General features: G+C 69.7%; 1 protein-coding gene and 1 pseudogene. Both read left to right on the forward strand.

Annotated elements, in window-relative coordinates; genetic code table 11:
- Positions 1-319, forward strand: a pseudogene (locus F9K34_RS18765) (pyridoxamine 5-phosphate oxidase); the annotation flags it as partial.
- A 72-nt stretch (positions 320-391) separates the two neighbouring features.
- On the forward strand, positions 392-2,041 hold a 1,650-nt coding region (locus F9K34_RS18770; RefSeq protein WP_291338621.1), incomplete at its 3' end, for a response regulator.

A 2,041-nucleotide genomic window follows, 5' to 3' on the forward strand; every position in this document is an offset into this window, starting at 1 on the left:
GGTCTCCGACCTCGCGGTCCACGCGGGCGCGCTCAGGGCCGACCCGCGGGCCTCGGTCCTGATCGGCGAACCGGGGACGAAGGGCGATCCACTCACCCATCCGCGCCTGACGCTCCGCGCGACGGCCCGCTTCGTCGCGCGCGACGCGCCCGAGCGCGCCGGCTTCCGCGCCGCCTGGCTGCGCCACCACCCCAGGGCCGGGCTCTACGTGGACTACGCCGACTTCCATTTCGTCCGCTTCGAGGTCGCCGGCGGCCATTTCAACGCGGGTTTCGGGAAAGCCTATGCACTGTCCGCGAATGACCTTATGGTGGACTGACACGGCAACCGGCAGGCGGCCGGAAATTGTGCAGTGTCAATTAGTTTGCGTTTGTTCTTGCGGCGAAGGGCGATGACCGACCGGACGACCTGGCAGGACGAAATCGAGCGCCAGCGGCGCCGTCTTGAATCCGACCTCGTGTCGCGCCAGCTCGGCGTCTTCCTCACCTGCGTCGTCTTCACGTTCTTCCTGCCGTTCTGGGCGGTGTTTCTGAGCTACCTCGCGGTCGTCGGCACCGAGGTGATGCAACGCCGGCTCATGGGCTCCTACATCAAGGAGGCGACGCCGGCCCGGCGCACCGCGATCCTTGCCAATGCGGCGGCCGGAATGACGGCCTACTGCCTGCCGGCGCTCTTCATCTGGCTCGACCCGGACCCGCTCGTGAAGTTCACGGGCGTGCTGGCGCTCGTCGGCGCGCTGCTCAGTGTCTCTGTGGTGCGGTCGACCCACCTCGCCTTCGGCCTTTCCTCCGGCCTACCGGCGGCGGCGGCGCTTCTCTGGCTGCCGCTCCAGTACCTCTTCGACCCCGTCATCGACTACAGGACCGCGCTTGCCCTGGCCGCGGTGATCGTCCTGCTCGGCTACTTCGGCTCCGCGCTCGTGCAGAACCACCGGGTGCAGGCCGATCTCATCGCCGCGACAGCCGAGGCGAGTGCCGCGAGCCAGGCCAAGTCGCGCTTCCTCTCGGCGATGAGCCACGAGGTCCGCACACCGCTCAACGCGATCCTCGGACACAGCCAGCTTCTGGCGGGCGAGGGCGATCCCGCACAGGCGCGCGGACACGCCGCGGCGATCGAGACGGCCGCGCGCACGATGAGGACGATGGTGGAGGATGTGATCGATCTCGCCTCGGCGACCGAGGGGCGGATGAAGTTCCGCCCGGTGACGGCGGTGATCCGCTCCGAACTCGAGGTGATCGCGTCGCTGCCCTTGCCGCTCGATGCCCCGCGGGAGCCCGAGATCACCGTGGAGATCGCGCCCGAGGTGCCGGAATTCGGCCGGTTCGATCCGATCCTGCTGCGCAAATGCCTGATCCATCTCGCCGCCATCGTCCTGAACGGGCTTCCGGTCGGCAGCCCCGCCGTCGTGGACCTGCGCTGCGCCCTCGCACCGGGGCGCCGCGACCGGCTCAGGCTGACCATCGCCGGTCGCCGCCCCGAACCTCTGCGCGAAGACGCCGCGAGCCCGCCGGCCGAGGACTCTCTCGCGCTTACGCTCGTGCACAGCGTGGCCGAGGTGATGGGGGCCCGTGCCTCGGTGATCCGGGCGCCCGACGGCAGCCCCGTCGCGCGCATCGAACTGCCCTTCGTCACCATTGCCGACCCGCCCGGAACCGGCGCCGAATCCGTCTACGGCCGGCTCCGCACGCTCGTCGTGGACGACATCGCCACGAATCGCTTTCTCGTCGTCCAGATGCTGCGTTCCCTGCGCATCGATGCCGAGGAGGCCGCCGGGGGCGAGGACGCGCTCAGCCGTCTGGCGGAGGGCGAGTTCGACCTCGTGCTTCTCGACATGAACATGCCGGACATGGACGGCGAGGCCACCTTCCGCGAAATCCGCGCGGCCGGGACACCCTGGGCGTCAATCCCCGTCGTGGCGCTGACGGCCGACGCGATCGCGCTGAAGCGCGACTACTACCTCGCGCTCGGAATCGACGGCTTTGTGTCGAAGCCGGTGGACCGGCGGCTGCTCTGGGCCGAGATCCTCTCGGCGGTGCCGCCG

Source organism: Albidovulum sp. (assembly GCF_008933605.1).
Taxonomy (GTDB): Bacteria; Pseudomonadota; Alphaproteobacteria; order Rhodobacterales; family Rhodobacteraceae; genus Albidovulum.